Annotated in this window: 31 protein-coding genes, 2 tRNA genes, 1 pseudogene and 2 riboswitches; of the genes and pseudogenes, 12 read left to right on the forward strand and 22 right to left on the reverse strand. The window is 39.5% G+C overall.

Annotation, left to right across the window (positions count from 1 at the left end; all coding sequences use genetic code 11):
• Positions 1 to 145: 145 nt before the first annotated feature.
• The 6 genes from ACGTJS_RS00490 to ACGTJS_RS00515 all read left to right on the forward strand — a co-directional run bounded on the left by ACGTJS_RS00490 (position 146) and on the right by ACGTJS_RS00515 (position 2,775).
• Positions 146 to 219, forward strand: a tRNA-Cys gene (locus tag ACGTJS_RS00490).
• Between the two features lie 101 nt (positions 220 to 320).
• Positions 321 to 407 (forward strand) — tRNA-Leu (locus ACGTJS_RS00495).
• Between the two features lie 164 nt (positions 408 to 571).
• On the forward strand, positions 572 to 991 hold the full coding sequence (locus ACGTJS_RS00500; protein WP_315041514.1) for a rhodanese-like domain-containing protein: 420 nt from the start codon (positions 572 to 574) through the stop codon (positions 989 to 991).
• A 94-nt stretch (positions 992 to 1,085) separates the two neighbouring features.
• On the forward strand, positions 1,086 to 1,349 hold the full coding sequence (gene grxC, locus ACGTJS_RS00505; RefSeq protein ID WP_410472473.1) for a glutaredoxin 3: 264 nt from the start codon (positions 1,086 to 1,088) through the stop codon (positions 1,347 to 1,349).
• A gap of 122 nt (positions 1,350 to 1,471) precedes the next feature.
• Positions 1,472 to 1,906, forward strand: coding sequence for a protein-export chaperone SecB (gene secB, locus ACGTJS_RS00510; RefSeq protein WP_315041517.1), 435 nt, complete (start codon positions 1,472 to 1,474; stop codon positions 1,904 to 1,906).
• Between the two features lie 77 nt (positions 1,907 to 1,983).
• Positions 1,984 to 2,775, forward strand: coding sequence for a pteridine reductase (locus tag ACGTJS_RS00515; protein WP_410472474.1), 792 nt, complete (start codon positions 1,984 to 1,986; stop codon positions 2,773 to 2,775).
• Here the strand turns inward: ACGTJS_RS00515 and ACGTJS_RS00520 are convergent.
• The 16 genes and pseudogenes from ACGTJS_RS00520 to ACGTJS_RS00595 form a co-directional block, all read right to left on the reverse strand.
• On the reverse strand, positions 2,772 to 2,954 hold the full coding sequence (locus ACGTJS_RS00520; protein ID WP_315041524.1) for an NF038104 family lipoprotein: 183 nt from the start codon (positions 2,952 to 2,954) through the stop codon (positions 2,772 to 2,774). The genes ACGTJS_RS00515 and ACGTJS_RS00520 overlap by 4 nt on opposite strands.
• Positions 2,955 to 3,043: 89 nt before the next feature.
• Positions 3,044 to 4,105 (reverse strand): 4-hydroxythreonine-4-phosphate dehydrogenase PdxA, encoded by a 1,062-nt coding sequence (gene pdxA / locus ACGTJS_RS00525; protein ID WP_410472475.1) that lies wholly within the window; start codon positions 4,103 to 4,105, stop codon positions 3,044 to 3,046.
• Positions 4,106 to 4,188: 83 nt separating this feature from the next.
• Positions 4,189 to 4,659, reverse strand: coding sequence for a bacterioferritin (bfr, locus tag ACGTJS_RS00530; RefSeq protein WP_410472476.1), 471 nt, complete (start codon positions 4,657 to 4,659; stop codon positions 4,189 to 4,191).
• 51 nt (positions 4,660 to 4,710) lie between these two features.
• The gene (gene bfr / locus ACGTJS_RS00535; protein WP_410472477.1) at positions 4,711 to 5,187 is read right to left on the reverse strand and encodes a bacterioferritin; all 477 of its coding nucleotides are present in this window, start codon (positions 5,185 to 5,187) and stop codon (positions 4,711 to 4,713) included.
• Positions 5,188 to 5,431: 244 nt separating this feature from the next.
• Positions 5,432 to 5,638 carry a bacterioferritin-associated ferredoxin gene (locus ACGTJS_RS00540; protein WP_410472478.1) on the reverse strand — a complete coding sequence of 69 codons (207 nt, stop codon included), beginning with the start codon at positions 5,636 to 5,638 and terminating at the stop codon, positions 5,432 to 5,434.
• A gap of 112 nt (positions 5,639 to 5,750) precedes the next feature.
• Entirely contained in the window at positions 5,751 to 5,981 is a 231-nt protein-coding gene (locus tag ACGTJS_RS00545; protein ID WP_410472479.1) for a hypothetical protein, read from the reverse strand.
• 80 nt (positions 5,982 to 6,061) lie between these two features.
• Complete coding sequence (locus ACGTJS_RS00550) at positions 6,062 to 6,751, reverse strand: DUF4124 domain-containing protein (protein WP_315041534.1); 690 nt, start codon at positions 6,749 to 6,751, stop codon at positions 6,062 to 6,064.
• 173 nt (positions 6,752 to 6,924) lie between these two features.
• Positions 6,925 to 9,783 (reverse strand): annotated as a pseudogene (gcvP, locus tag ACGTJS_RS00555) (aminomethyl-transferring glycine dehydrogenase).
• Positions 9,784 to 9,972: 189 nt separating this feature from the next.
• Entirely contained in the window at positions 9,973 to 10,248 is a 276-nt protein-coding gene (locus ACGTJS_RS00560) for a hypothetical protein (protein ID WP_410472480.1), read from the reverse strand.
• The gene (locus tag ACGTJS_RS00565) at positions 10,245 to 10,481 is read right to left on the reverse strand and encodes a hypothetical protein (RefSeq protein WP_315041538.1); all 237 of its coding nucleotides are present in this window, start codon (positions 10,479 to 10,481) and stop codon (positions 10,245 to 10,247) included. The genes ACGTJS_RS00560 and ACGTJS_RS00565 overlap by 4 nt, the downstream gene beginning before the upstream one ends.
• Positions 10,482 to 10,526: 45 nt before the next feature.
• Positions 10,527 to 11,246 carry a nitroreductase family protein gene (locus ACGTJS_RS00570; protein WP_410472481.1) on the reverse strand — a complete coding sequence of 240 codons (720 nt, stop codon included), beginning with the start codon at positions 11,244 to 11,246 and terminating at the stop codon, positions 10,527 to 10,529.
• Between the two features lie 151 nt (positions 11,247 to 11,397).
• A complete protein-coding gene (gene gcvH, locus ACGTJS_RS00575; RefSeq protein WP_410472482.1) occupies positions 11,398 to 11,778 on the reverse strand; it encodes a glycine cleavage system protein GcvH in 381 nt (126 codons plus the stop codon).
• A complete protein-coding gene (locus ACGTJS_RS00580; RefSeq protein WP_410472483.1) occupies positions 11,771 to 12,178 on the reverse strand; it encodes a hypothetical protein in 408 nt (135 codons plus the stop codon). Before ACGTJS_RS00580 ends, gcvH begins: the two co-directional genes overlap by 8 nt.
• 184 nt (positions 12,179 to 12,362) lie before the next feature.
• Positions 12,363 to 12,743, reverse strand: coding sequence for an MliC family protein (locus ACGTJS_RS00585; RefSeq protein WP_410472484.1), 381 nt, complete (start codon positions 12,741 to 12,743; stop codon positions 12,363 to 12,365).
• Between the two features lie 118 nt (positions 12,744 to 12,861).
• A complete protein-coding gene (gene gcvT, locus ACGTJS_RS00590; protein ID WP_410472485.1) occupies positions 12,862 to 13,998 on the reverse strand; it encodes a glycine cleavage system aminomethyltransferase GcvT in 1,137 nt (378 codons plus the stop codon).
• A 79-nt stretch (positions 13,999 to 14,077) separates the two neighbouring features.
• A riboswitch (glycine riboswitch) is annotated at positions 14,078 to 14,252 on the reverse strand.
• Between the two features lie 26 nt (positions 14,253 to 14,278).
• Positions 14,279 to 14,412: riboswitch (glycine riboswitch) on the reverse strand.
• Between the two features lie 88 nt (positions 14,413 to 14,500).
• Positions 14,501 to 14,812, reverse strand: coding sequence for a hypothetical protein (locus ACGTJS_RS00595; RefSeq protein ID WP_410472486.1), 312 nt, complete (start codon positions 14,810 to 14,812; stop codon positions 14,501 to 14,503).
• A gap of 22 nt (positions 14,813 to 14,834) precedes the next feature.
• Between ACGTJS_RS00595 and queE the strand changes: the two genes are divergently transcribed.
• Positions 14,835 to 15,551 carry a 7-carboxy-7-deazaguanine synthase QueE gene (gene queE / locus ACGTJS_RS00600; protein WP_410472487.1) on the forward strand — a complete coding sequence of 239 codons (717 nt, stop codon included), beginning with the start codon at positions 14,835 to 14,837 and terminating at the stop codon, positions 15,549 to 15,551.
• Between the two features lie 30 nt (positions 15,552 to 15,581).
• Here the strand turns inward: queE and ACGTJS_RS00605 are convergent, their stop codons facing one another.
• Positions 15,582 to 16,424 (reverse strand): integrase core domain-containing protein, encoded by an 843-nt coding sequence (locus tag ACGTJS_RS00605; protein WP_410472002.1) that lies wholly within the window; start codon positions 16,422 to 16,424, stop codon positions 15,582 to 15,584.
• Between the two features lie 94 nt (positions 16,425 to 16,518).
• Here ACGTJS_RS00605 and purB point away from each other — a divergent pair, with 94 nt between their 5' ends.
• Positions 16,519 to 17,901, forward strand: coding sequence for an adenylosuccinate lyase (purB, locus tag ACGTJS_RS00610; RefSeq protein ID WP_410472488.1), 1,383 nt, complete (start codon positions 16,519 to 16,521; stop codon positions 17,899 to 17,901).
• 176 nt (positions 17,902 to 18,077) lie between these two features.
• Positions 18,078 to 18,797, forward strand: a complete 720-nt coding sequence (locus ACGTJS_RS00615) for a hypothetical protein (RefSeq protein WP_315041554.1) — start codon at positions 18,078 to 18,080, stop codon at positions 18,795 to 18,797.
• A 67-nt stretch (positions 18,798 to 18,864) separates the two neighbouring features.
• On the opposite strand, the gene nfsA is transcribed toward ACGTJS_RS00615, so the two are convergent.
• From nfsA to ACGTJS_RS00630, 3 genes are all read right to left on the reverse strand, one after another.
• On the reverse strand, positions 18,865 to 19,623 hold the full coding sequence (gene nfsA / locus ACGTJS_RS00620; protein ID WP_410472489.1) for an oxygen-insensitive NADPH nitroreductase: 759 nt from the start codon (positions 19,621 to 19,623) through the stop codon (positions 18,865 to 18,867).
• Positions 19,624 to 19,684: 61 nt separating this feature from the next.
• The gene (pssA, locus tag ACGTJS_RS00625; RefSeq protein ID WP_315041558.1) at positions 19,685 to 20,494 is read right to left on the reverse strand and encodes a CDP-diacylglycerol--serine O-phosphatidyltransferase; all 810 of its coding nucleotides are present in this window, start codon (positions 20,492 to 20,494) and stop codon (positions 19,685 to 19,687) included.
• Positions 20,495 to 20,555: 61 nt separating this feature from the next.
• Positions 20,556 to 21,431, reverse strand: a complete 876-nt coding sequence (locus ACGTJS_RS00630) for a 23S rRNA (adenine(2030)-N(6))-methyltransferase RlmJ (protein ID WP_315041560.1) — start codon at positions 21,429 to 21,431, stop codon at positions 20,556 to 20,558.
• A gap of 113 nt (positions 21,432 to 21,544) precedes the next feature.
• Between ACGTJS_RS00630 and ACGTJS_RS00635 the strand changes: the two genes are divergently transcribed.
• Positions 21,545 to 22,147, forward strand: coding sequence for a 2OG-Fe(II) oxygenase (locus ACGTJS_RS00635; protein WP_410472490.1), 603 nt, complete (start codon positions 21,545 to 21,547; stop codon positions 22,145 to 22,147).
• Here ACGTJS_RS00635 and ACGTJS_RS00640 read toward each other — a convergent pair.
• Positions 22,144 to 22,734, reverse strand: coding sequence for a LysE/ArgO family amino acid transporter (locus ACGTJS_RS00640; RefSeq protein WP_410472491.1), 591 nt, complete (start codon positions 22,732 to 22,734; stop codon positions 22,144 to 22,146). The genes ACGTJS_RS00635 and ACGTJS_RS00640 overlap by 4 nt on opposite strands.
• Positions 22,735 to 22,863: 129 nt before the next feature.
• Between ACGTJS_RS00640 and dapE the strand changes: the two genes are divergently transcribed.
• Positions 22,864 to 24,030 (forward strand): succinyl-diaminopimelate desuccinylase, encoded by a 1,167-nt coding sequence (gene dapE, locus ACGTJS_RS00645; protein WP_410472492.1) that lies wholly within the window; start codon positions 22,864 to 22,866, stop codon positions 24,028 to 24,030.
• A 74-nt stretch (positions 24,031 to 24,104) separates the two neighbouring features.
• Positions 24,105 to 24,422 carry a hypothetical protein gene (locus tag ACGTJS_RS00650; protein WP_410472493.1) on the forward strand — a complete coding sequence of 106 codons (318 nt, stop codon included), beginning with the start codon at positions 24,105 to 24,107 and terminating at the stop codon, positions 24,420 to 24,422.
• A gap of 61 nt (positions 24,423 to 24,483) precedes the next feature.
• Here the strand turns inward: ACGTJS_RS00650 and dapD are convergent, their stop codons facing one another.
• Entirely contained in the window at positions 24,484 to 25,305 is an 822-nt protein-coding gene (gene dapD / locus ACGTJS_RS00655) for a 2,3,4,5-tetrahydropyridine-2,6-dicarboxylate N-succinyltransferase (protein ID WP_410472494.1), read from the reverse strand.
• Positions 25,306 to 25,367 lie beyond the last annotated feature (62 nt).

A 25,367-nucleotide genomic window follows, 5' to 3' on the forward strand; every position in this document is an offset into this window, starting at 1 on the left:
TAAAAAGCTAAAAAATAAGCCTTATTTTAACCGATTTTGATAAAATTTTAAAATCCTAAAACCATAAAATTAAAAAAATCAAAAAAAATGCAAAAAACACTTGCACTTTTATAAAAATTTGGTATTATAGCAATCCTCAAGTAATGGCTGGGTGGCAGAGTGGTCATGCAGCGGACTGCAACTCCGTGTACGCCGGTTCGATTCCGACCTCAGCCTCCATTTTATTTTTAACAAGTTAAAAAAATACTTGCAAATAAAAATAAAATGATTATAATATCGCACATTCCAACGCACTGGCATTCATGCCAAGCGACTACTCAGCCCGGGTGGTGAAATTGGTAGACACAAGGGATTTAAAATCCCTCGCTCTAACGAGCGTGCCGGTTCAAGTCCGGCCCCGGGCACCATATTTTGAACCCTAAGTAAATCAACTACTTAGGGTTTTTTATTATCAAATTTTCTATCACAATCAATTTTAACAACAAATCACTTTTACAAAACACTGCTTTAACGGTATAATGTTTCGTTTATCCTATTTTTTTCAAAAACAAGTACGATTTTGGAGGCTATTTTGGCACGTTGGTTTGAATTTATGGGCAATCACCCATTTTTGTTTGGTATTTTATTTGTGCTAATTGTGTTATTTTTTATGATTGAAACCAAACGTGGTGGCAAAAAAATCAATCCCAATGCGGTCGGTTTGATGGTAAATAACCAAAATGCCGAATTAATTGATGTTCGCCCCAAAAAAGACTTTGAAAAAGGCTATATCCAAGGCAGTCGCAACATTCCTTTTACCGAATTAAAAAATCACATTGACAGCCTACGCCAATCCGACCGCCCAATTATCATCGTCTGTCAAATGGGTATGATGGCAGGCACGGCGGTTGCCATGCTTGGCAAAGAAAATGTGTACCGCCTTGATGGTGGCATTGTCAATTGGCAGGCATCAGGCTTGCCATTGGTATCTGAAAAAGTGGTGAAAAAATAAGTGGTTACACTATCTACTCAAGTTTTTATCTCAAAACCTTGAATTGTAAAAACTTGCCCTTATTTATTCATTAAATACACAAAAAGGAAAAAATATGAGCGTCCCTGTTACTATTTACACCACCACAACCTGCCCTTATTGCATTCGTGCCAAACATTTGTTGAGCAATAAAGGCGTGCAGTTTACCGAAATCAATATGCCAAGCATATCAAGCGAAGAACGCCAAGCACTTGCCCAAAAAACCAACAATTACCGCACCGTACCACAGATTTTTATCGGTGAAAAATTTATCGGTGGTTCTGATGATTTGGCAAAATTAGAGCGTGACGGCAGTTTGGACGCTTTGCTTGCAGGTTAAAATAGCTGATTAAAACCAAGCTAACTGATTGATTAGTTGTTATTTTTTTAAATGAGTTTTTTATTATTTTTAAATGTGTTAAAATAATTAACATTATTTAACTGATTTTATGAGGAGCTATCATGGCTGATGAACAAAATTTACCACAATTGGCATTAGAACGTATCTATGTCAAAGATATGTCATTAGAAGTACCAGGGGCACAAGTTTTTACTCGTGAGTGGCAACCTGAGTTGGACATTAATTTGTCAAGCAGTGCCGAAAAATTGGACGATGACCACTACCAAATCGTTTTGACCGTCAACGTAACTGCTAATAACGCAGGCGAAACGGCCTTTATCGCAGAAGTACACCAAGCAGGTATTTTTATGTTGCAAAACATTCCTGAAGACCAGCTAAGTGCGATTTTGGGTGCGTACTGTCCAAATGTATTGTTCCCTTATGCACGTGAAGTCATTAGCGACATCGTTACTCGTGGTAGTTTCCCACAATTGTTGTTAGCTCCTGTCAATTTTGACCAAGCCTATCAACAAAGCCTTGAGCAACCAACGACTTAATTGTTAGTTTGTTAAAAAAAGACAAATTCGTGCGGATTTGTCTTTTTTTTTAAATTGCAAATACGTGGTGGAAAAAAATGCAACCAAACAATCATCATCAAAATAGACATTATCAAAGCAAAAAAGTCGTTTGCGTTACAGGCGGTGCAAAAAGGATTGGCAAGGCAATTGTGCAAGCCTTTCATGAAAATGGGTTTGATGTCATCATTCATTACCATCAAAGCAAAACTGAAGCCCTAGAACTGGCAAACAGCTGTAACCAAATCCGCCCAAATTCTGCCAAATGCGTGAATGCCAACCTTGAAAATGCTCACGAACTGGCAAAGTTTTGTGATGATGTGATGGCGTGTTTTAGTCGGATTGATGTGTTGGTACACAATGCTTCACGGTTTTATCCAACTGTTTTTGGCAAAATTTGTGATAAAGATTGGCATAATTTGATGAGTTCAAATGCTCAAGCACCGTTATTTTTGAGCCAATTCTTTGCCAAAAATTTGCAACAAATGAATGGAGCGATTGTCAGTATCTTGGACATTCATGCCAATGCCAGACCTTTTTTGGGCTATACGGTTTACAATATGGCAAAATCCGCTCATCAGATGTTGGTGCAGTCGCTTGCGTTGGAGCTTGCCCCGCATGTGCGTGTAAATGGTGTCGCCCCCGGTGTCAATATTTTACCAGAGCATGACACGGAGCAAGCCTTAAGCGAGTGTCAAATTGCCAGTATTTGCCAAAGTATTCCGCTACAATCTATCGGTACACCCAAAGATATCGCTGATGCGGTGATATTTTTGGCATCGGCAAATTATATTACTGGACAAATATTGGCTATTGATGGTGGGCGTAGTTTGACTATGGCAGGTTCTTAGTCATTTTTGTCCTTGTCGCTACCACCTGGAACAACAGCTTTGACGACTTTGGTTGTGCCTTTGACCACGCCTTTGGTGGTTTTGTAAGCGACTTTGGCAGGGACGGTTACGATTTTATGGACACAACCTTGTAATGACAAAGCCACCACAAATAAACTTAACATAGCAATTTTTGACATAGGATAACACTCCGATTTTTGGGTTTAAAATCCGCTTAGCTTAACATTTTTTTATCATATTTTAAATCAATTTTTATCGTAAAAATCATTTAGCAATCTATCAACGCACGATTTGCCATATCATCAGCATACAAAATTGCCTGATACAAACTATCCACACTCGCCCGACCTGTCCCTGCCAAATCCAACGCTGTGCCATGGTCTACCGATGTGCGAATATAAGGTAGCCCAAGCGTAATATTCACCGTTTCACCAAAACCATGTGATTTGAGCGGTGCAAGCCCTTGGTCATGATACATGGCAATCACCACATCACAATTTGCCAAATATTTTTGGGTAAATAAGGTATCAGCTGGCATCGCAAGACTAATATCAACGCCTTTGTCTTGATACTGTTTTAAGACAGGATTAATAATATCTATTTCTTCTCGTCCTAAATAACCGCTCTCCCCTGCGTGTGGATTTAACCCACACACCAAAATTCTAGGATTTGGCAAACCAAACTTATTTTGACAATCTGTCAACACAATATCAACCGTTTTTTGCACTTCATCTTTGCTAATCGCATTGGGTACATCACGCAACGGCAAATGTGTCGTTACCAACGCCACCTTCATTGCCGAATTTGCCAACATCATCACCACTTTATCAAGCCTAGATTGTTCCATAAAAAACTCGGTATGCCCCATAAAATCAGGTTTGATTTTCATAATCACCGATTTATGTAACGGTGCAGTCACTATCCCTGCCACTTTTTGATAAAAAGCTAATTCATGAGCCAATTGTAACTGCGACAATACCATCTCGGCATTTTCATCGGTCAATTGCCCTGCTATCACCGTTTTTTTAGTAGCAATATGAAGAATATTTAAACAATCATCTTTGTAAAAATTTAAAATATTATCAAAATCTTGATAAATTGTATCAACCGATGTTGCCTGATGATTTAATTGATAAAGCTGAATATCTTTGCTTAGGCTATTTTGTTGTTGCAACTGATTTTGTTGTTGTTGCATCGCTTTTATATCCGCCAAAATAATGATTTTTCGGTTAAAATTGGCAAATTTTTGTTTATCCGCCAACATCAACACAATATCCATGCCAATACCCGCTGGCTCACCCGTAGTTATCAAAAGTGGTAATTTTTTCATGTAAAATTTCTCAACCCGAAATAAAACCCTATTAAACAATAGTTTAACAGGGTTTCATCATTTGGCAACTATATTTTTAAGGTTTAGTCGTCCATCATGCTTTGGATATAATTTTCCAAGTTCATGCTTTCAATCAACTCTTGTTGCGTTTCTAACCAGTCAATATGTTCTTCGCTACCATCTTTTAATTTGACCAACAATTTACGAGAAACATAATCTTCGTTTTCTTCGCATACGGCAATGGCGTTTTTCAAAATTTCGGTTTTTTGGTATTCCAATTTTAAATCGCAATCCAAAATTTCCGCCACATTTTCACCGATGAGTAACTTGCCAAGCTCTTGCAAATTTGGCAAACCTTCAAGGATTAAAATACGCTCAATCAACTCATCGTCCCATTTCATCTCATGGATTGATTGATGATAAAGTTTGTCATTCAGCTCTTCCACACCCCAGTTTTTTAACACACGAGCGTGTAAAAAATATTGATTGATAGCGATTAACGCTTGCCCAAGTGCTTGATTTAACACTTTAATAACGGCTTTTTCTGCTTTCATAGCACACCTTTTTATTTATTTTTATAAACAAATGAATCAAGAAATATTAAATTATTCCACATCACCCAATTGTGATTGTAAATAATTTGGCAAGCCAATCATTTCAATTAAGCCCAATTGTTGCTCTAACCAATGTGCGTGGTCTTCTTCAGTATCCACCAATTGAGCAACCAAAATCTCACGAGTTACATAGTCTTGCTCTTCTTCACACAGTTTGATACCGTCTTTTAAATGTTGGCGAACGCTGTATTCCAACGCAAGGTCAGATTTTAGCATAGATAGCACGTCTGCACCGATATTGATATCCGCCACTTTCATATTTGGCGTACCTTCAAGCATTAACACACGGTTAATCAAAGCACGAGCGTGGTCAGTTTCTTCTTCCATTTCGTGATGAATACGTGCGTGCAATTTGTTGTAATGCCATTCGTGATACATTTGAGCGTGGATAAAGTATTGGTCTCTTGCACCAAGCTCACCACTGATTAGAAAATTTAAATAATCAATAACTTTTTGACTGCCTTTCATAGTTGCTCCAAAATGGTTTAAAACATAATTAAGCCACTATTATATGGCATTTTTTGGATAAAAACAAGGGTTTTGATTAAAAATATTTAATTTAATCAATTAATATGTGAAAAATGTTTTGAAAAACAAATAAAAACTATTATCATTTTACTTTGGTTTTTTAGTGATATTGTTAAGTTTTACAAAACAATATCACAATCAATAATTGTTTTTATTTGCATTAAAATTTAAAAAATAAAGAAAATTAGGCGACTTCTTTAAATAATTTTGGATTAAGTTGGATAAATTTGTCGGCGTATTCTTCAATCATGAATTCAACAACAGGTTGACAACCGCCACAGCACGTTGCGACATCAAGCTCTTGTTTTAAAGCGTCAATGTTATTATGCCCTTCTGCGATGGCTTTACTAATTTCGGTATCTTTTACAGCATTACAAATACAGACAAACATGGCTATCATTCCAATTTTACAAATTGATTAAGTGTTATAATAATGATAATTGTTATTATTTGCAAGCAGTTTTTAAGTTTATTTACAAAAAGCTAGCAATATTTTACCATGTTTATTTTCCGGTAACTGGACTGATGATTTGAAATTTTTTTGGCGTGGTTGATGTGGCTGGGTTTTGCTCGTTTTTTGGCAGGGTGGGTTGTAGATTTGGGTTGGTTTGGTCGCTTACCATCAAAAACTCATCTGCCAAGGCAAATGCTTCTGCCATGGCGTTCGGTTTGTTTTGTGTTAATAAGGTTGACAACAGTTGTAAAGCGACTTGTTCTCGTTTTGATAATGACATGGTTTTGCCCTATAATTCCATCATATTAATGTGGAATTATAAACTATTTTTGATGACAGAACCAGTCTCTTGATAAGAATTTATTTTACATTGATATTGTAAGCAATTTTTTTGTACCAAGGTAGTTGGTTATAAAGTGCTTGTCTGGCTTTACGTTCGGCTTCGGCTTTGCGTTTTTCACGGATAAGATGATTGCTTGCCAACATATAAAAACTTTGGTTTTTGGTGGCGATAATATCGCCTTTGCCGTTTTGGATTTCTACGGTAAGTTGGTATTGATTGGGTTCGTAATTTTCAGAGCTGATAGTGTATTGTGTGTCCCGCGTGGTGGCAATGTGCTTACCGTTGATACGATATACCAAGCGGTCGCCTGCTTGTAGGTTTGGCTTGACATCTACCACAATGTCAATGTTTTGTGGACGGCGATAAATGGTGGTCGCATCGGGCTTGGTGATGGTGAGTTGATATGAACCTTGTTGCGAAAAATTTGGTGTGTTGGTGTTGCTGTTTTGAGATTGGTTGATGATAGAGCTTGTTGGTTGATAGCTTGTGTTTGTTGAGACGTTATTTTGTGGTGTCGCTTTTTGTGAAATTAGATTGTCCAAAATTTTAATTTGGTTACTATCATTGCTGTTTTGGTAGGCGGTGTTGGCGTTATCTGTGTAGACCACTCGCCCATCGGCAGTAACAGTTTTATAAATTTCGGCAAAACTGTGGGTGCTGGTCAAAAATAAAAGTGCTGATAATGTAAGTAGAATGGGCTGTTTCATCGTCTATTCCTACGATTGATTTAAGATTTCTTTGACCGTAAAGTTTAGCATAAATTCATATTTTTTATCAAAGACTATTTTGTGAATACTTTTCATAAACGAATTGAACAACATAAAAAAACCGCATTATTATCAATGCGGTTTTTATTTTTTCTAAAATATTTTATCAATAATTATTCATAATTATCAATACTTGGGCAAGAACACACCAAGTTTTTATCGCCATATACGTCATCAATACGGCTTACCGATGGCTAGAATTTATTCTCACGAATATAAGCAAGCGGATAAGCGGCTTCTTCACGGCTATAGCCACGATTCCATTCGCCAAGCACGACTTGAGCGGTATGTGGTGCGTTTACCAACGGATTGTCATCAGCTGTCCATTCACCGTTTTTCACTTTCATGGCTTCTGCTTTGATTTGTTTGAGTGCCGAAATAAAGCGGTCAAGTTCTTCTTTGCTTTCAGATTCAGTCGGCTCAATCATCAGCGTTCCTGCGACAGGGAATGACATGGTCGGAGCGTGGAAACCATAATCCATCAAGCGTTTGGCAATGTCCACTTCGGTAATGCCTGTTTCTTCTTTTAGCGGACGAATGTCAATGATACATTCATGAGCGACACGCCCATTTTTGCCACTATATAGCACAGGATAATCGTCTTCTAGCTGACTTGCCATATAGTTGGCGTTTAACAATGCTACTTCGGTCGCTTGTTGTAAGCCGTCTTTACCCATCATGGTGATGTACATCCACGAAATTGGCAAAATGCTTGCCGAACCAAACGGAGCTGCCGACACCGCACTCATACCGTCTTGAGCGTTTGGCACAGGAGCGACAACGTGATTAGCGATAAACGGTGCAAGGTGCGACTTCATGCCGATTGGCCCCATACCAGGTCCACCACCACCATGTGGGATACAGAAAGTTTTGTGTAAATTCATGTGTAGCACGTCCGCACCCACGTCCGCAGGTTGCATCATAGCGACTTGGGCGTTCATGTTCGCACCGTCCATATACACCTGTCCGCCATTTTTGTGAATCAAATCGCAAATATCACGAATGCCTTCTTCAAACACGCCATGCGTTGAAGGATAAGTAATCATCAACGCCCCTAAGTTGTCGCTGTGCTGTTCGGCTTTGGCGGTCAAATCAGCAATATCCACATTACCAAATTCATCAGTCGCCACAACGACCACTTGCATTCCCATCATTTGAGCGGTGGCAGGGTTTGTGCCGTGTGCCGAACGTGGAATTAAACAAATGTTGCGATTGTTTTGCCCTAAACTTTCATGATAACGGCGGATTGCCAAAAGCCCTGCATATTCGCCAGACGCACCCGAGTTTGGTTGCATAGAAATCGCATCAAAGCCTGTAATCGCTTTTAATTGCTCTTGCAAACCGTCAATCATTTCCAAATAACCGCCAACTTGCTCTCGTGGGGCGAATGGGTGAACATTGGCAAATTCATTCCAAGTAATCGGCAACATTTCACTCGTTGCGTTTAATTTCATGGTACAAGAACCCAATGAAATCATGCTATGATTCATCGCCAAATCTTTATTTTCAAGTTTTTTCAAATAACGCAACATTTCATGTTCGGTATGATGACTGTTAAAAACAGGGTGGCTTAAAATCGCATCGTTACGCAATAAATTGTCATTGAGTGAAATTTTTAATTCGCCCAATTGCACAGATGAACCTGTAAAAATTTCGGTTAAAATGGCAAAATCTTTTTCATCGCTCACTTCGCTAAAGGCAACCGCAAGATGATTTTCATCAACTTTACGCAAGTTAAAACCCTTGTCCAAAGCTGATTGATAAATAGTGTTCGCTTTATCCGTTTTTACCAATACCGTATCAAAAAATTGCTCATGAACGACCGTTAAACCTGCATTTTTCACCGCATCGGCAAACGCAGTCGCCAACGCATGAATACGAGTGGCAATCCGTTTCACGCCGTCCGCACCATGATAAACCGCATACATTCCTGCCATATTTGCCAAAAGAACTTGCGAAGTACAAATGTTTGAATTGGCTTTTTCACGGCGAATATGCTGTTCACGAGTTTGCAACGCCATACGCAAGGCTGGCTTGCCCTGTGCATCCACTGATACACCAATGATACGGCTGGGGGCAGAGCGTTTTGCACTGTCTTTAAACGCAAAATATGCAGCGTGCGGGCTACCAAAACCCATCGGTACGCCAAAACGTTGCGTATTACCCAACGCCACGTCCGCACCCATGTCCGCAGGTGATTTTAATAAAACCAAACTCATCACATCGGCAACGACAATCGCTTGCGTGCCTTTGGCTTTTACCGCACTGATAACGTCTGTTAAATCAACAACATCGCCATCTTTACCAACGTATTGGAAAATTGCCCCAAAGAAATCGCCATTTTTTGCGGTTTCAAAATCGCCAACAACGACTTCAAAATCAAAATATTTAGCACGAGTTTTAATCACGTCTAAGGTCTGTGGGAAAATTCGGCTATCCACAAAAAATTGATTGGATTTATTTTTGCCAACACGTTTTGCCATCGTCATAGATTCGGCGGCGGAGGTCGCTTCATCAAGCAAACTTGCCCCTGCCATTTCAAGACCAGACAAATCAATACACACTTGTTGGAAATTTAACAAGGCTTCAAGGCGACCTTGTGAAATTTCGGCTTGATATGGCGTATAAGCTGTGTACCAACCCGGGTTTTCTAGCACGTTACGCTGAATCACCGCAGGCACACGAGTTGGATAGTAGCCCATGCCGATGTAGCTTTTATTCACGGTGATTTTGTCCGCCAAGCCACGCAATTTTGCCAACGCTTCATGCTCTGGCATACTGTTTGGCAAGTCTAAATCTTTGTTTAAACGCACCGATGCAGGGACGGTTTGGTTGATAAAATCTGCCATATCTTTTGCCCCAACGGCTTGGAGCATGGCGGTTTTTTCGTCTTGACTAATGCCAACATGACGGCTGATAAATTCTGAATGATTAAACACATCAGAAAATGAGTTAAAGGTAGTTTGGCTCATAAAATTTCCTTTTATAGATGGTTTTAAGGGGTTGTTTTTTGGTTTGGTTGCTTAAATAAAATTGATAAAATTTTGTTCGTTTAATAATTAAGCATTTTCTGCTTTGCTTAATTTTTTATCAAAAGTCCATAATTTAACGTGATTTTTTTGGGCGGTACTTAGAATCATATAATCAGAAAAATCAGCGTTTTAATTACGGTATAAATCTAAAGTAGTTTGAAAAATTTCTTGATTTTCAAGCAAAAAATATTCGCTATTTAACAAATGTTCTAAGGTTTTGATAATACTAGCTTTTTCAAAATTATAGCCTTGTTTTAACAGCCAAATTAATTCAACTTGTACATTTTGACTGATAAAAACATATTTGGCTTTTTTGACTAACTCACGAGCCAATTGGCATTGCGTTGTATTTTCAACATCATTGACAAAAACTCGTGTCAAAACATTGGTATCTAACGCAATCATAAACCTGCACCAGCTTTGGCAATGACATTATCCATTTCTTCTAATGACAAACTTTTATTTGCCGTTAAAATACCGAAACTATCTTCAATTGTTGTGGTTTTTGCTTGTTGTTTTGATAAAAAAATCGTGTTTACCAAGTTATCAAAAATTTGTTTGACTGATTGTTTTTCATCAATATTAAGTGCTTGAAAAGCTTGATAAGTTGTAGGATTGACATCTAACAAAATCTGCATAATTTCCCCTTTTTTTAATTTAAAAAAACTAAAAACTAAAAACAATCAAACCTTAAAAACAAACTGTTTTTTATCAAAACGATATTGCTCGGCATAAATCCCTTTTTCCGCACGTTCGCCAACGGCTATCACCATGCCAATATGTTGATGAGCATGCAAACCTAACAATTGTTTCATTTTTGGCTCGTCAAAACCGCCCATCGGACAACTATCAAAACCGAACGCACGCACCGCTAACATAAAGTTTTGACACGCCAAATACAGGTTTGCCAACGCCCATGTCTTAATATCCGTCTCGCTATACATCGGCTCAACCATCGCCCCTTTGACTTGGCGTAACGTATTAATCGCTACCCATTTTGCAGGGGAAAGCACATTCATCGCCCCACGCCCCATCGCAATCGGAATCAATTTGCCATAATAATCCTTGACCGCTTTTGGCACAGGTTGCACAGGGTAAAATTTGATATTATCTTGAGCGTTTTGTCGCCAAGTATCGCTACGAGCTACGCATACAATCAGTTTATTGGCGGTTTTTGCCGCATTTTGGCTCATGCAGTATTCAATGGCTTTTTTATGAATTTCTGGATTTTCAATCACATAAAATTCCCAAGGCTGTAAATTGCTAGAATTTGGAGCAAGCAATGCCATATCCAAACATTTGTCAATCACTTCATCAGGCACTTGCGTATCGGTAAACAAACGTACAGAACGGCGAGAAGTGATAACATCGTGAAAATTTACATTTTTTGGGTCTGTTTTCATGGGGTTTTTATATTAAATTATATTGGTTTAAAAAATTAAAAAAGTTTAAAGTAGAGGGGTTAGCGATAGCGTAACCCACCAAACACCTGTTAAAATCAGTATGGTGGGTTACGCCCTAAAGGGTCAACCCACCATATAAGGATAAGATTAATTAAATTGAATCTTGATATTCGTCAGCGTCCATCAAGCCTTCATAATCGCTTGGGTTTGCAGGTTTGATTTTAAAGAACCAGCCTTCGCCATATGGGTCAGCGTTTACCGTTTCTGGTGCATCAACCAACGCTTCATTGATTTCAATAATTTCACCTGCAATCGGTGCGTACACGTCTGATGCGGCTTTTACCGATTCTACAACGGCAATTTCATCATCAGCTTCAACGTTGCTACCGACTTCTGGCAATTCAACATAAACCACATCGCCCAACAAATCTTGGGCATGGTGCGTGATACCAACGGTAATTGTGCCGTCTGCTTCTTGGCGTAACCATTCGTGGCTTGCGACATATTTTAAATCGGCTGGGGTGTTACTCATGAGTTTCTCCTAGTGAGTTTGGGTTGTTTTTATTTAGCAAAAAAGAAAATATTAATCCGATTAAAAAATAACAAACAAATATTGTCAAACCTTCGCTAAACCATTCTAAATTAAAGGCTTTATCATTCACAGGTTCTAATGACAGGGGCATGGCGGTGATACCGACACTGTTACCCATGACATAAAAAACTTTGGGAATTTCATTTAGCACAACGTTAATATTTTTGTAATATTTATGGTCAGAACCAATGATTTTTAAAAATAAACTGACCAATCCAGATACAAAAATAATAGCAAAAATAGAGTATAAAAAATCTAAATAAATGTAGTCATTATACTTGCCATCAATAATTCTGTCTAACGTTTTACCGTCTTGAAAAAAAAAGACTAGAAAAAACAATCACCATAAAAAATATGACAGATTGGATTAAAAAAATACTTAATTCTTCTACAAAAAATTCAAGATAGCGATTTTTATCAGCCATATTTTTATCAGTTATCTTAAAAAAATAATAAAAATGTGATTGATAAAATAGATTTTTACCAACCACATTATTTAACAAATATTAACTATCCGTTAAAAATTATTGAGCAGTACAGCCAAAGTTAAATTCTTGACCGTTGGTTGTAACTGTCAAAGCAGCTTCAGAACCTTTAATCGCCCAGTCATAAGCGGTTGTCGCATTTGATACAGTAAAGCGGTTGCCAGATGCTGATACGTCTTGTTTTAATTGAACGGCAGCTTGGTTTAGGCTTAATGTTGGTGCAGTGATGTTGATATTTGCATAGTTGTCGCCATTACGCTCAGAAATCACAGATACCACTTCAGCGTTGTTATCGCATTTGAAAGTTTGTGATTTTGCCAACACAGCTTGAACTTGTGATGGGCTTGGTTGAGCTACTTTAGTAGAAGTACAGGCTGTCATGATAACGACAACTGGCACTAAAGCAAGTAATTTTTTCATGTAAAATACCTTTTTGTTTTGTTAAAAAAAATAATAAATAAAATTAGTATGACTACTAATTAACAAGACAATGAAAAAACATCATCTTGTTAAACCGTATCATAACACCGATAAACGGTTAATCAAACTGTTTTTTACCATTTCTTACAAACGGTAAAGAAATAATACGAACTTCAGTCGCTTTGCCACGCATATCCACATTTGCCGTTGTGTCAGTAGTCGTTGGAATACGAGCAATGGCAATTGATTGCTTTAAACTTGGGCTAAATGTACCGCTGGTAATCACGCCTTTTTTGCCATTGGCAAGTGTAACTTCCATACCATCACGCAACACGCCACGACCGTCAAGCACCAAGCCAACTTGCATGACATCTGTACCATCAGCAAGGGCTTTTTCTTGCTTGTCCTGCATGGCTTTGCGACCGATAAAATCACGCTCATCTTTGACCGCAAGCGTCCACGCCATACCGCACTCGTACGGATTAATGGTTTCATCCATTTCGTGTCCGTACAAATTCATACCTGCTTCTAGGCGTAGCGTATCTCTCGCCCCTAAGCCTGTTGGCGTAATGCCATTGTCTTTTAACAGATTAAAAAATTCACCTGCTTGGCTTTCTGGCAAAATCACTTCCACACCGTCTTCGCCTGTGTAACCTGTTTTGGCAACGAACCAATCTTTGCCTTCAATCTCGCTCAAATCTTTACCGACAAAGGGTTTTAATGCGTTTAAACTTTCCGCCCAAGTTGGTTTTGCATTTGCCAATTTTTCAATTGCTTTTGGACCTTGCACCGCAAGCATGGCAAGCTCTGGACGTTCGGTAATGGTAACATCAAAACCAAAATCTTTGACAACTTTGTTAAATTGGGCTAAATCTTTATCACGCGTAGCGGCGTTTGACACGATACGGTATTCGGTTTCCGCTTCGTTCATGCGATAGGCGATTAAATCGTCAATCACGCCACCGTTGTCATTTAACATTGCTGAATAAATAGCTTTGCCGACCGTTTTTGCTTTGGCGATGTCGTTGGCAAGCAGTTTTTGTAACCAAGCCTTGCTATCCGCTCCGACAATGTCCGTTATCACCATATGCGACACATCAAACATACCTGCATCTGTACGAACGGCTTCGTGTTCGGCGATTTGTGAACCGTAATGAATTGGCAATTCCCAACCTGAAAAATCCACGATTTTACCGTTATTGTCAAGGTGAGATTGATAAAAAGGAGTGCGTTTTAGTTGTTTGTTGTCTGACATGATAAATCCTTGTGAAATGGGTAAAATCTTAGATTACAAAAAAATAGGCGAAATTATCAATCAATACACCATGATTGATAAAGCCCTATCTGTCCTGTGACCTGAGATTTTCAACAAATGCCTATCAATACAATATAGACACTTATTTTTTCCCCTTCGGTGGTGCTTTTACCATTAATTTTGTTTATTTTGGGCGTATTCAATACGCCCCTACAAAAATGGTTAAAAAAAACACACTCTCCAGATTTATCACTTTTGATAATTTTGAAAAAAAAATAAAAGTGCAATTCCAGTCCTGTTACCTGAGCGATTATAGGGTTTTTACGCCTTCGGTGATGGTTATTGGTGATTTAAAAAAGGATTATTTTTTAAATTGATAACAAATCAAAAACCATACTCTCCTGAAATATGTAACTATTATGCGTGGTTTTTATGATTTTGACAAGTGTTTTATCAATTTTTTTGATGGATGAACACATGATTTTAAAGTTAATTTTTGGGATTAAAGCCATTCATCATCTTCAGAAAAATGTTTTAAAGTCGCCTGTCTGTGGTATGTAAACACGCCCCAAATCCCCCCAATAATGGCAATCGGTGCCAGTAAAATGGTCAATTGTAAAATCAAACAAATGATACCTTCTTTTTTGCGACTGACCGAAAAAAACACATAACACGGAAAAATACAAGCTATAGCAAGTCCCACTGAAATTTCCATTCCCAAGCGTTCGTAACGTCTTCTAAAGCCCATTTTCTTTTCCAAAATTTTGACAAAGCGAAACAGATTTTTTGGCAAAAATTTGTTAAAATAACCCATTTTTAGACCAATTTAATCAAAAATGCAAAATTCCTTACGCAACACCCACATTCCCACCACCGACCCAAACGCAGGGTTAAAGGTTTCTGAGATTTTTTATTCGCTACAAGGGGAAGCCTTGACCTCAGGCTTGCCAACGATTTTTATCCGTTTGACAGGCTGTCCGCTTCGCTGTGTGTATTGCGATACCGAATACGCCTTTGTTGGCGGTGAGCGTTTTTCATTAGACGAGATTTTGGCAAAATGTCAAACGTTTCAGTGCAAACGCATTTGTTTGACAGGTGGCGAGCCGTTGGCACAGCCGAATGCCATTGCTTTGATGAAGTTGTTGCTTGAACATGAGTACGAAATTTCGCTAGAAACGTCTGGGGCGTTATCGGTTGCCGATGTGCCTGTCGCTGTGTCAAAAGTCATGGATTTAAAAACGCCAAGTTCGCAAGAAGACGGCAAAAATCTGTGGGAAAATTTAGACTTTTTAACGCAAAATGACCAACTAAAGTTAGTGATTATGAATCGTGCGGATTATGATTGGGCGAAAGCAAAATTATTTGAGCATGATCTGCATAAAAAAGTCAATACCGTTTGGTTTTCGCCGATGTTTAACGTTTATGATGACCGTTCGCCTGAAGTACCAACGCTTGCCACTGAATTAGCGGAATGGATTTTGGCGGATAATTTGCCTGTGCGTTTTCAATTGCAATTACACAAAATTATTTGGGCTGATGCGAAAGGCAAATAATTTTGTTATAATCAGTTATCTGTAAGAACCTCAAGCGTTATTTACACTTTGTTTAAAATAAAACTCCAACCACTCATAAGGAGTAAAGGTTTGAGTTTTGCCAGTAATATCATCTTTTTTAGTTAAAGATGAATGGGGTTTAACGGTATTATAGAAATTAAGAAATCTTGTTAATTCTTGCTTTCTATGTTCACTACCTGTAAATTCACATTGTTCATGCCACATTTCCATGAGCGTACGTATTACTCGTTCTGCTTTACCATTGGTTTGTGGTTTGGCAACTTTGGTGAATTTCTGATTGATGTTGTTATTATAACAGGCTTTGACAAATTCATGGTCTTTTGTGCCTTTATATTCTGTGCCATTGTCAGAATAAATCACCTCAATCGTATAAGGGCAAGGTTTAATAACTTGTTCTGTCAGAAACTTAGCCGCACTAAAAGCTGTTTTGTCTGGCATAATACAAGCATACAGTTCACGAGAATAATCATCAATGGCAACAAACAGATATTCTCTAGGGCTGTTGCTATTTTGTCCTTTGAGCAGTGGTAGGCGTTTTGTATCTACGTGTACCATCTCACCAGGATAGGATTTATTATAACGCTTGGCTTGTTTTTTGAGTTTGTCTTGTATACTCTTTTCAACTTTAGCTAAGCGTTTAATGCCAAATTTCGCTTGTTTAAAGCGATTATTGACACTGGTTTGTGGTTTTAGTAACTTCACTCTAGCAAGTTTCAATACCTTGTAGATTGTTGGTCTTGATACTTTGTATTCTTCAGCAAGTGATGTTACGCTTTGTTTGTTTTGATGATAGGCTATCCAAATAGCTTCTCTTTCAAACGGTAGCAGTCTGGTGTTTTTATGTATGTTCATTTGCAGTATTTTATCCTAAATACTGTAAATAACGCTAGGATATCTTACAAGTTATCTTTTTTTCCATTTTACACCTATTTTTTAAGGAAAATTTATGGACACTTTAACTGCCATTTCCCCAATTGACGGACGTTACGCCAGCAAATGTGATGATTTGCGTCCGTTTTTATCTGAATTTGGTTTAATCCACGCTCGTGCAACCGTTGAAGTGCGTTGGATACAAGCCCTTGCCAATCACCCAAAAATCGCTGAAATCAATCCGTTCTCTGCTGACACCAACGCCAAACTTGATGCGATTGTGGCAAATTTTAGCGAAGAGAATGCCAATCGTATCAAAGAGATTGAACGCACCACCAACCACGATGTTAAAGCGGTGGAATACTTTTTAAAAGAGCAAATTGCCGACATTGATGAGCTAAAAAACGCAGGCGAATTTATCCATTTTGCTTGCACGTCTGAAGACATCAACAACCTATCGCACGCCTTAATGCTAAAATCTGGGCGTGAAGTGTTGGCAAGCTCTATGCAAAAAATCATTGATGAAATTGCCAAACTAGCCGAAAATCACGCGGACCAACCCATGCTTTCACGCACGCACGGACAAACGGCAAGCCCAACCACGCTTGGCAAAGAGATGGCAAACGTGGCGTATCGCTTACACCGTCAGCTTAAGCAATTTAACAACGTAGAACTGCTTGGCAAAATCAATGGTGCGGTGGGCAACTACAACGCTCACCTGTCGGCTTATCCAAACATTGACTGGGCAAAAAATGCCGAAAACTTTGTTACCAGCCTTGGTTTGACCTTCAACCCTTACACCACGCAGATTGAACCGCACGATTATATGGCAGAGCTGTTTGACGCACTTCGCCGTTTTAACACCATTTTGATTGACTTTAACCGTGATGTGTGGGGCTATATCTCGCTGGGTTATTTCAAACAAAAATTAAAAGATGGCGAAGTTGGCTCATCAACCATGCCACACAAAGTAAACCCAATTGATTTTGAAAACTCAGAAGGTAATTTAGGCTTGGCAAATGCGGTATTAGCACATCTTGGCGAAAAATTGCCAATTTCTCGCTGGCAACGTGATTTGACCGATTCAACCGTTTTGCGTAATATGGGCGTGGGTTTTGCTCAAAGTTTAATCGCTTTTGAAGCCTGTTTAAAAGGCATTGGCAAGCTAGAACTTAACGCCAATCGCTTAAATGAAGATTTGGACAACGCTCAAGAAGTGCTTGCCGAACCAATCCAAACGGTGATGAGACGCTATAACGTAGAAAAACCGTATGAAAAACTAAAAGCCCTAACTCGTGGGCAAGCGATGACTCGTGAGATGATGATGAATTTTGTCAATGGTGATGAGCTGTCTGCCGTGCCAGAGAGCGAACGCAAACGTTTGGCAGAATTAACCCCTGCAACCTATACAGGTAATGCGAGCGAACAAGCCAAAAACTTGAAAAATTTGATGAAATGATTTTTTAGATTTTGTCTTTTTACATTTGATAAAAAAGGGCGTAAAATTACGTCCTTTTTTTTGTGGTATAGATTGAAAAACAATGACGATAAATAATTGATTTACATTATTGATTAATTTGATTGAAATAAAAACACTTGTAAACCAGCAAGCATTTCACAACGTTAAGGAAAATCATGAAAACCATCATAAAAACCGCCATTATCACTAGTGCCATCGCTACTTTAACAGGCTGTGCCACCACCGAACTGTTAAATAACAGTCCAAGCCAAACCACCACTCGCACCACCAACCAAAAAACCACCCTTATCAATGATGATGTGGTCGCCTTTGGCAAGCCTGCCACACCGATTGCAGGCATACCAAGCAACAGCGTGGTGATTGTCGGTGAAAAACACAGTTATGTGCTGACCCAAGGCGGTGATGAAGTCGCCCAATTATTCACCAACCTTGACTCAAATTATATCAAAGTTACCAAACCACTCGACTTTTTTTCAAAAAACAATGATGGACATTTTTCAGGTACTTTGGCATTGTCTTATGCCAAGTTAAAAAGCAGTTTTCACAGCAATGATTATGATTTTGTGTTACGCAACAAAGGAACAGAATGCACCACCGACAGCGATACACGCATGAACGCCCAGCGTTTTTGTTTTGAAGTACCTGTATCTGGCGGTGTCTATCCTGCGGTGAATAATTTGGCGTTGATTCAATCAAAATTCCGCCCATTGTCAAAGCCTTACCAAGTGTCTATTTACACTTATCAAAGCCAAACCACGACCACCACCCAAGGCGGTAATGGGGCAAATGCGGTAGCAAAATTGGTTGCTTTGCCGTTTGCATTGGCGTTTGATGTGGTAACATTGCCTGTACAAGTTTTGGCAAGTATTGATTAAATTTTTATTGATAAATAAAAATCCGTTAAACATTTGATTTAACGGATTTTTTTAGCATTTTACAAAATTAACGTTTTGCAAAACCTTGTTTGTTTAAATACGGCAAAATCTCTGGACGAGATGGTTTTGCCAAATAATTCACGATTTGCGATGTCCAGTCCATATCGGCATGACGCAGTTGGCTATAATAGTCTTTGACCGTGTCGTTAAAGGCATCAAGTTCGGCTTTGCTGGCAGGTTCGTATTGATTGGTTGATACAATCACGCTATTTGGCAAGCGTGGACGCATGGCGGGGTCTTGGTCTGGATAGCCCAAACACATACCAAATAGTGGTACAATGCCTTTTGGCAATTTTAGCAGTTCGCTTAATTTGTCAATGTCATTTCGCACGCTACCAATGTACACACCGCCTAAGCCTAGACTTTCCGCCGTTACCAGTAGATTTTGGGCGATGATGGTTGCGTCCACCGCACCGACCAATACCACTTCTGTCCAGTCAATTTGGGCTTCTGGCAGTAGGGTCAAATGGCGGTTGCTGTCCATACAAAAAATCAAAAATTCAGCACAGTTTTCTACATAATGGTGTCCGTATTTTTCGCCTTCTTTGGCATCTTGGGCGTTGGCACAGATACGGCGGATATCGTAACGTAGTTGTTTGTCCGTCACTCGGATAATGCTTGCCGACTGTAGATAGCCTGACGTTGAGCCTGCCATACCTGCACTAAACAAAGTATTTAGCAATTCTTCACTGATTGGCTCTTGGGTGAACTTGCGGATTGAGCGGTGGTTTAACACCGTGTCAAGGGTTGGTTTACTGTTTGTCATCAATTTTTTCCTTTATTAAAGTAATTATTTTATCATATGAACATCGCCAATATTGCAATGTTTATGATGGTTTGTGTAATTTTTCTAAAATACCTGTTATAATGCCTGACAAGGCATAAATCACGCTCATTGTTAACAATCCAAGCGGAATATCATTTAACACAATACCAAGCACAAAAATCACCACAATCAAGGCGACAAATGGCACACGTTTTTTGTCAAATTCTTTAAACGAATGGTATTTTAAATTGCTTACCATCAGCAAGCCTGCCACAACGACCCACACAGCCGACAAGACTTGTAGTGTCGTGCCGTTTCTTGGGAAAATATTCGGATAATCCATCGTTACCATGACAAAAGTCGCAATCAAAATCGCCGCCAACGGACTTGCCACGCCAATAAAATATTTTTTGTCCACCACGCCAATTTGTACGTTAAACCGTGCCAAACGCAATGCCGCACATGACGCATAGACGAACGCACAGGCAATCCCCACTCGTCCAAGTGGCTGTAACGCATAATGATAAATCAGCACCGCAGGGGTCAGCCCAAAGGCAATACAGTCAGCAAGGCTGTCCAACTGCTCGCCAAAGGCACTTTGGGCTTTTAACATACGAGCGGCACGTCCGTCCATACCGTCCAAAACTGCCGACACAAAAATCGCAATACAAGCCGTCATAAACTGCCCTTGCGAGCTAATGGTAATCGCATAAAACCCTGCCAACAGCGACAACAGCGTAAACGAGTTTGGAATGACGTACACGCCTTTTCTTGTTACCGTCTTATTAGCGACTTGCTCGTCTTCCACCACTTCAATCGTCAAGCCGTCATGCTCGTTATTTGCTAAATTCTCAGTTTGTGTATTTGTCATGATTATCCCTGTTTTTTCTTTTTACAAAAAAATCTACAAAAAATTGTAAAAAAATTCAAAATCACTCACCGACCAACCATTCTACTTTGACTTTTTGTTCGTCTGTCATATTTGGACAATCAGGGTGCTGTAAAATCGGCTGTAAATATTGCAAAATCTCGCCTACGTGCTTGTCAAATTGATACGGCGGATTAATAATTAACATACCTGTACCGTTTAAACCCATCGGCAAATCAGTCGGATAAATGTTTAATTCGCAAATCAATTGGCGTTTAATGCCTGTGCGTTTCATTTTTTTGTAAAAAAGTTCCACCGCTTCGCTATTTTTAATCGGAAACCACAACGCCAAAATACCTGTTGCCCATTTTTTGTGGATTTTTACCAACAATTCTACCAAACTGCTAAAATCTTTGTGTTCTTGTTCAAACGGTGGGTCAATCAAAATCAGCCCACGTTTTTCCACAGGTGGCACCACCGCAGGAATGCCTTCGTAAGCGTTGCGGTGAGCGATACCGATTGGCAACTGGTGCAACTGATAATTTAATGCATCGTATTCATCGGCTTTAAATTCAAAGGCTTCCGCACGATTTTTGACATCAGGGTGTTTTTGGATATGACGAGCGATAAACCAAGGCGAGCCTGTATAGACGTATTTGTCATAAAACTTGCGAGCATACGCCAAGTCATCAAGGTAGGTTTTCACCGCTTGTGGGGCTTTTACGTTGTCGTGTTGCATGAGTTTTTGCACACCACCGACCGCTTCATGGGTTTTTTTGGCTTCTACACTTGCCAACGAATACAGCCCACGTCCGCCATAGGCATCAAGCGTGTAAAAAGGTTTTGGTTTTTGGCTTAATTGCTCTAATAATTGTAACAATAAAACGTGTTTGACCACATCGGCAAAGTTGCCTGCGTGGTAGGCGTGTTGATAGTTCATCGGTTATCCAAATGGTTGTGAATTTTTAAAACTTAAATATGGTACAAATTAAGCATAGTATGGTAGCATATTGGCAGATTTTTTGAAAATTTTTCTTAAAAAAAGGCAAAAATATGTTTCAAATAGATTGGCAACAAAAAATTAGCGAAAATGACTTAAATAATTTTGACAATTTGGGCTTTTTTGTGATAGACAATTGTTTTGAAAAAAACGATTTTTATCAATTACAACAAGAAAGCGGATTGATAGCCTATCAACAAGCCCATCTCACGCATGGCGAGCGTTTGACGGCTATTCGTGGCGATAGCACTCGTTGGATTGAAAATACCCACGACTGCCCTGTTGGTATGCAGTATTTGGCAAGCATTGAAAACTTGGGGCGGTTTTTTAATTATGTGTTTTTTGCAGGGATAAAACGCTGTGAAGCCCATTACGCTCGCTATCCTGTGGGATTTGGTTATCAATGGCACATCGACAATCCTGTTGGGCGTGATGAGCGGGTAATTTCGGCGGTGTTTTATCTCAATGAAAATTGGGGTGAAAATAACGGTGGTGAAATTTTGTTGATTGATAAACAAAACATTGAGCAAAAATTACAACCGCAAGGCAATCGCCTTGTGGTGTTTGATAGTAATTTGCGTCATCAAGTGGAAATTACCCATCGTGAGCGGTTTTCTATTGCGACTTGGTTTAGACGAGATGAGATTGTTTTTTAACCAATCACCAACTTCACCGCAATCGCCCACATCACCAAACCAATGATAAAATCAAGCACTTGCCATGCTTTTGGTTTGGCAAAAATCGGTTGCAACAATCTTGCTCCAAAACCTAAGCCAAAAAAGAAAATAAATGATGCACTCATCGCCCCAAGTGCAAACGATAATTTATCGCTAAATTGGGTAGAAATCGACCCCAAAAACACCACCGTATCCAAATAAACGTGCGGATTGAGCCAAGCAAACGCCACTACCTTGCCAAGACTTGCCACGTCTTCCCCTTTGGCGACAAGTCCATCATTTTGTTTAAAATTGCTTAACAGACTTCTTAGCCCGTAGACAAATAAAAACAACGCACCGCCATATTTGGCAATGGTTACAATCTGCGGATATTGGCTGATAAATTTGCCAAAACCAAACACGCACGCCCCTATCAACACCGCATCGGACAAGGCACAAATCAAGCACACAGCAAAGACAAATTCTTTTTTTAAGCCTTGTTTTAACACAAAGGCATTTTGAGCCCCAATCGCTAAAATCAGCGAAAAACCCATCTTTAAGCCGTAAAGATAAGTAGAAATCGTCATATTCTGTTTTGTTTTATGTTATTAATGTTAAATTTTGTGTAAAATTTCTTGCTAAAAATGCAAAAATCTAGCAAAATGCACCATTTTTGCAAACTTTTAGAATTTTACAAGTTTTTATTAGGAAATAACATGACCACCCCCACCCTAGACTTAAGCATTGAATTATTAAAACGCCCATCGGTAACACCAAAAGACGAAAATTGCCAAAACATCATTGCTGACCGCTTGGCAAACAGCGGTTTTGTCAGCGAATTTATGTACTTTGGCGAAGGCGACACAGAACGAAATGCTCAAGTAAAAAACCTATGGGCAAGACGTGGCAACGCTTCACCGCTTGTGTGCTTTTTGGGGCATACAGACGTTGTGCCAACAGGCGATGAAAAAAATTGGACGTATCCGCCATTTGAACCAACCATCAAAGACGGCTATCTGTACGCTCGTGGTGCGTCCGACATGAAAACTGCCATCGCTTGCTTTACGGTGGCTTGTGAAAATTTTGTCAAAAAACACCCAAATCATAACGGCTCAATCGCCCTGCTTTTGACATCGGACGAAGAAGGTCCATCGGTAAATGGCACAGTCAAAGTGGTGGAAACCTTAGAAAACCGCCAAGAAAAAATTGATTATTGTCTAGTGGGTGAGCCGTCAGGCACCAACGTTTTGGGCGATGTCATCAAAAACGGCAGACGTGGCTCGCTTGGTGGTGTGCTGACCGTTACAGGCAAGCAAGGACATGTTGCCTATCCGCATTTGGCGGTCAATCCCATTCATTATGCCATGCCCGCGTTAAATGACTTGGTCGCCCAAACGTGGGACAATGGCAACGATTATTTTCCGCCAACGACCATGCAAATCTCCAACCTAAACGCAGGCACTGGGGCGAATAACGTCATTCCGCAGACCTTGACGGCAGAATTTAATTTTCGTTTTTCTACCGAAACCAACGAAACTGAACTTAAAGCCAAAACTTATGCGATTTTTGATAAATATTTTACAGATGGCAAGGCAAGTTTTACCATTGACTGGAAACTCTCTGGCAAGCCGTTTTTGACCGAGCAAGGCAAACTTGTCAATGCGTGCCAAACTGCCATTAAAAACGTGATGAATATTGATACCGAATTATCTACCTCTGGCGGTACATCGGACGGACGCTTTGTCGCTCCGACAGGGGCTCAAGTGGTGGAATTGGGCGTGTTAAACGCAACCATTCATCAAGTAAATGAATGTGTGGCAGTGGACGATTTGGAAAAATTGACGGCGATTTATGAGCAGATTTTAGAGAATTTATTAACGTAAATTTTTGATTGTTTTTCGTAAAAATATGCTACAATAAAATCATCAATCAAGCTAATTAAATAAGGAGAATGCCGATGATTTTTGCGATATCATTGTTAGCTTATCTGATTATTTTTGCGATTGGTCTGTATATTGTTTACCAAAAACCAACTTTGGTTGACAAACATATTGAAAAAGTGGCTTTTGTCGGTTTTATTGTACAAATTTTAATCAATCTTACTTTATGGCGACAACCAGAAGCATTTGTCCCATTCGTGCCTTTACAAAGCATGGAAAAAAGTGCGGTAAATTTTATGGGACTTTGTTTGATTAGCGTATTTTGTTACGCATCGTTATTGGTGCTTTTTTACAAAACACACGATTACCAAAACCCAGAGATTGCTGGTGAATAAAAAATAAGGGCGTACATTTTACACCCTTATTGCTATATTTTGTAAATTAATTGGTTAACCATTAATCCGCTCTTAACAAATCATTGATAGACGTTTTGCTACGAGTTTGTGCGTCCACTTTTTTCACAATCACCGCACAATATAAGCTATGCGAGCCGTCTTTGCTTGGCAAACTGCCCGAAACAACGACTGAACCTGCAGGAATACGTCCGTAAGTGATTTCGCCTGTGATGCGGTCGTAGATTTTGGTTGATTGACCGATGTACACGCCCATTGAGATGACTGAGCCTTCTTCCACAATCACGCCTTCTACGATTTCACTTCTTGCACCGATAAAGCAGTTGTCTTCAATGATGGTTGGGTTGGCTTGTAATGGCTCAAGCACGCCACCAATGCCCACACCGCCAGACAAATGCACGTTTTTGCCGATTTGGGCACAGCTACCCACAGTCGCCCAAGTATCCACCATTGTGCCTTCGTCCACATACGCACCGATGTTTACATAAGATGGCATCAAAATCGCCCCTTTGCCAATAAACGAACCCTTACGAGCCACCGCAGGCGGTACAACACGAATGCCAGACACACGAAATTGTTCTTCTGTCCAGTCGGCAAATTTGGTCGGCACTTTGTCAAAAAATTGCAAATGTTGGGCTGACGGCATGGCGTAGTTGTCGTTTAGACGAAATGACAATAACACCGCTTTTTTTGCCCATTGGTTTACCACCCATTCGCCACCGATTTTTTCGGCAACACGCAGAGTACCAGCGTCTAGTTGGTTTAATACGTCATTGACCGCATCACGCACATCTTGTGGGGCGTTGTTCGGGCTAAAATCAGCACGATTTTCAAAGGCTTGTTCAATAAAATTTTGTAAACTCATAAAGGTTTCCTGTTGTTAAAAATATTGTTATTGTCGCTGATTTTATCATGTTTTGCAAATAA

It is taken from the genome of Faucicola mancuniensis (assembly GCF_046523945.1).
In the GTDB taxonomy this organism is placed as follows: Bacteria; Pseudomonadota; Gammaproteobacteria; order Pseudomonadales; family Moraxellaceae; genus Faucicola; species Faucicola mancuniensis.

Excerpts from the sequence above, each read along its gene's own strand:
- grxC (WP_410472473.1), top strand. The coding sequence starts at position 1,086 with ATGAGCGTCCCTGTTACTATTTACACCACCACAACCTGCCCTTATTGC.
- secB (WP_315041517.1), top strand. The coding sequence starts at position 1,472 with ATGGCTGATGAACAAAATTTACCACAATTGGCATTAGAACGTATCTAT.
- ACGTJS_RS00515 (WP_410472474.1), top strand. The coding sequence starts at position 1,984 with ATGCAACCAAACAATCATCATCAAAATAGACATTATCAAAGCAAAAAA.
- ACGTJS_RS00520 (WP_315041524.1), bottom strand. The coding sequence starts at position 2,954 with ATGTCAAAAATTGCTATGTTAAGTTTATTTGTGGTGGCTTTGTCATTA.
- pdxA (WP_410472475.1), bottom strand. The coding sequence starts at position 4,105 with ATGAAAAAATTACCACTTTTGATAACTACGGGTGAGCCAGCGGGTATT.
- bfr (WP_410472476.1), bottom strand. The coding sequence starts at position 4,659 with ATGAAAGCAGAAAAAGCCGTTATTAAAGTGTTAAATCAAGCACTTGGG.
- bfr (WP_410472477.1), bottom strand. The coding sequence starts at position 5,187 with ATGAAAGGCAGTCAAAAAGTTATTGATTATTTAAATTTTCTAATCAGT.
- ACGTJS_RS00540 (WP_410472478.1), bottom strand. The coding sequence starts at position 5,638 with ATGTTTGTCTGTATTTGTAATGCTGTAAAAGATACCGAAATTAGTAAA.
- ACGTJS_RS00545 (WP_410472479.1), bottom strand. The coding sequence starts at position 5,981 with ATGTCATTATCAAAACGAGAACAAGTCGCTTTACAACTGTTGTCAACC.
- ACGTJS_RS00550 (WP_315041534.1), bottom strand. The coding sequence starts at position 6,751 with ATGAAACAGCCCATTCTACTTACATTATCAGCACTTTTATTTTTGACC.
- ACGTJS_RS00560 (WP_410472480.1), bottom strand. The coding sequence starts at position 10,248 with ATGATTGCGTTAGATACCAATGTTTTGACACGAGTTTTTGTCAATGAT.
- ACGTJS_RS00565 (WP_315041538.1), bottom strand. The coding sequence starts at position 10,481 with ATGCAGATTTTGTTAGATGTCAATCCTACAACTTATCAAGCTTTTCAA.
- ACGTJS_RS00570 (WP_410472481.1), bottom strand. The coding sequence starts at position 11,246 with ATGAAAACAGACCCAAAAAATGTAAATTTTCACGATGTTATCACTTCT.
- gcvH (WP_410472482.1), bottom strand. The coding sequence starts at position 11,778 with ATGAGTAACACCCCAGCCGATTTAAAATATGTCGCAAGCCACGAATGG.
- ACGTJS_RS00585 (WP_410472484.1), bottom strand. The coding sequence starts at position 12,743 with ATGAAAAAATTACTTGCTTTAGTGCCAGTTGTCGTTATCATGACAGCC.
- gcvT (WP_410472485.1), bottom strand. The coding sequence starts at position 13,998 with ATGTCAGACAACAAACAACTAAAACGCACTCCTTTTTATCAATCTCAC.
- ACGTJS_RS00595 (WP_410472486.1), bottom strand. The coding sequence starts at position 14,812 with ATGGGTTATTTTAACAAATTTTTGCCAAAAAATCTGTTTCGCTTTGTC.
- queE (WP_410472487.1), top strand. The coding sequence starts at position 14,835 with ATGCAAAATTCCTTACGCAACACCCACATTCCCACCACCGACCCAAAC.
- ACGTJS_RS00605 (WP_410472002.1), bottom strand. The coding sequence starts at position 16,424 with ATGAACATACATAAAAACACCAGACTGCTACCGTTTGAAAGAGAAGCT.
- purB (WP_410472488.1), top strand. The coding sequence starts at position 16,519 with ATGGACACTTTAACTGCCATTTCCCCAATTGACGGACGTTACGCCAGC.
- ACGTJS_RS00615 (WP_315041554.1), top strand. The coding sequence starts at position 18,078 with ATGAAAACCATCATAAAAACCGCCATTATCACTAGTGCCATCGCTACT.
- nfsA (WP_410472489.1), bottom strand. The coding sequence starts at position 19,623 with ATGACAAACAGTAAACCAACCCTTGACACGGTGTTAAACCACCGCTCA.
- pssA (WP_315041558.1), bottom strand. The coding sequence starts at position 20,494 with ATGACAAATACACAAACTGAGAATTTAGCAAATAACGAGCATGACGGC.
- ACGTJS_RS00630 (WP_315041560.1), bottom strand. The coding sequence starts at position 21,431 with ATGAACTATCAACACGCCTACCACGCAGGCAACTTTGCCGATGTGGTC.
- ACGTJS_RS00635 (WP_410472490.1), top strand. The coding sequence starts at position 21,545 with ATGTTTCAAATAGATTGGCAACAAAAAATTAGCGAAAATGACTTAAAT.
- ACGTJS_RS00640 (WP_410472491.1), bottom strand. The coding sequence starts at position 22,734 with ATGACGATTTCTACTTATCTTTACGGCTTAAAGATGGGTTTTTCGCTG.
- dapE (WP_410472492.1), top strand. The coding sequence starts at position 22,864 with ATGACCACCCCCACCCTAGACTTAAGCATTGAATTATTAAAACGCCCA.
- ACGTJS_RS00650 (WP_410472493.1), top strand. The coding sequence starts at position 24,105 with ATGATTTTTGCGATATCATTGTTAGCTTATCTGATTATTTTTGCGATT.
- dapD (WP_410472494.1), bottom strand. The coding sequence starts at position 25,305 with ATGAGTTTACAAAATTTTATTGAACAAGCCTTTGAAAATCGTGCTGAT.